Source organism: Gordonia sp. N1V (genome assembly GCF_029269935.1).
In the GTDB taxonomy this organism is placed as follows: Bacteria; Actinomycetota; Actinomycetes; order Mycobacteriales; family Mycobacteriaceae; genus Gordonia; species Gordonia polyisoprenivorans.
Window position 1 is genome coordinate 1 of sequence record NZ_JARJDD010000054.1, and the last position, 1,562, is coordinate 1,562.

Annotated in this window: 1 protein-coding gene; it reads right to left on the reverse strand. The window is 67.9% G+C overall.

Annotated features, from left to right (window positions below; genetic code table 11):
- Nucleotides 1–1,562, reverse strand: a 1,562-nt coding sequence (gene guaA / locus P3L18_RS28045) for a glutamine-hydrolyzing GMP synthase (protein ID WP_276115989.1), incomplete at both ends; no start/stop codon positions are given.

The window sequence follows — 1,562 nt, forward strand, 5'->3', positions numbered from 1 at the left end:
ACTCCCACTCGATGGTGCCCGGCGGCTTACTGGTGACGTCGAGGACGACACGGTTCACGTCGGGGACCTCGTTGGTGATGCGGGTGGAGATGATCTCGAGGACCTCATAGGGCACGCGGGTCCAGTCCGCGGTCATCGCGTCCTCACTGGAAACCGGGCGCAGCACGATCGGATGACCGTAGGTGCGGCCGTCGCCCTGGACGCCGACGCTGCGCACGTCGGCGAGCAGCACCACCGGGCACTGCCAGATCTGCGCGTCGAGCCCCGCCGCGGTCAATTCCTCACGCGCGATGAGATCGGCCTTGCCCAACATGGCCAGCCGCTCCGCGGTGACCTCTCCGACGATGCGGATCGCCAGACCCGGGCCCGGGAAAGGCTGACGCGCAACGATCTCCTCGGGCAGACCGAGCTCACGGCCAACGGCGCGCACCTCGTCCTTGAACAGCAGGCGTAGCGGCTCAACGAGGCTGAACTCGAGATCCTCGGGCAGTCCGCCGACGTTGTGGTGGCTCTTGATGTTGGCCGTACCACTACCACCACCGGATTCGACGACATCCGGATACAGGGTGCCCTGCACCAGGTAGTCGACCTGCTGTCCGCCCTCGGCGTGATCGCCCAGCACCTCACTCACCGCGCCCTCGAACGAGCGGATGAACTCGCGGCCGATGATCTTGCGCTTCTGTTCCGGATCGCTGACCCCGGACAACTCGCGCAAGAAGGTGTCGGCGGCGTCGACGGTGACCAGTTTCGCGCCGGTGGCACCGACGAAGTCGTGTTGCACCTGCTCACGCTCGCCCGCGCGCAGCAACCCGTGATCGACGAACACACACGTCAGCCGATCACCGATCGCACGCTGCACCAGGGCCGCCGCAACCGCGGAATCCACCCCACCGGACAGACCGCAGATGGCCAGACCGTCGCCGATCTGGTCGGAGACCTGGTCGATGAGGGCGTCGGCGATGTTGGCGGCGGTCCAGTCGGCCTCGAGCCCGGCGATCTCGTAGAGGAAGCGGGTGAGGATCTGCTGGCCGTGCGGGGTGTGCAGCACCTCGGGGTGGTATTGCACCCCGGCCATCCGGCGCCCGACATTCTCGAACGCGGCAACCGGCGCACCGGGCGTCGAGCCGGTGACGGTGAACCCCTCCGGCGCCTCCTGCACGGCGTCGTTGTGGCTCATCCACACCGGCTGAGTGCTGGACAGTCCCTGGTGCAGGAGCCCCTCGTCGGTGAGAGTCAGTGTGGTGCGGCCGAATTCGCGCCCACCGGTGTTGGCCACCCGACCACCCAGTGCTGCGGCCATGGTCTGGAATCCGTAGCAGATGCCGAACACCGGGATATCGAGGTCGAGGATCGCCGGATCCAGCCGCGGGGCGTCCTCGGCGTACACCGAGGCGGGCCCACCGGAGAGGATCAGCGCCACCGGGTCCTTGGCCTTGAACGCCTCGATACCCGCGTCGTGCGCGATCACCTCGGAGTAGATCCGCGCCTCACGGACACGGCGCGCGATCAACTGCGCGTACTGGGCACCGAAGTCGACGACGAGCACCGGGCGCGGGCCGTCG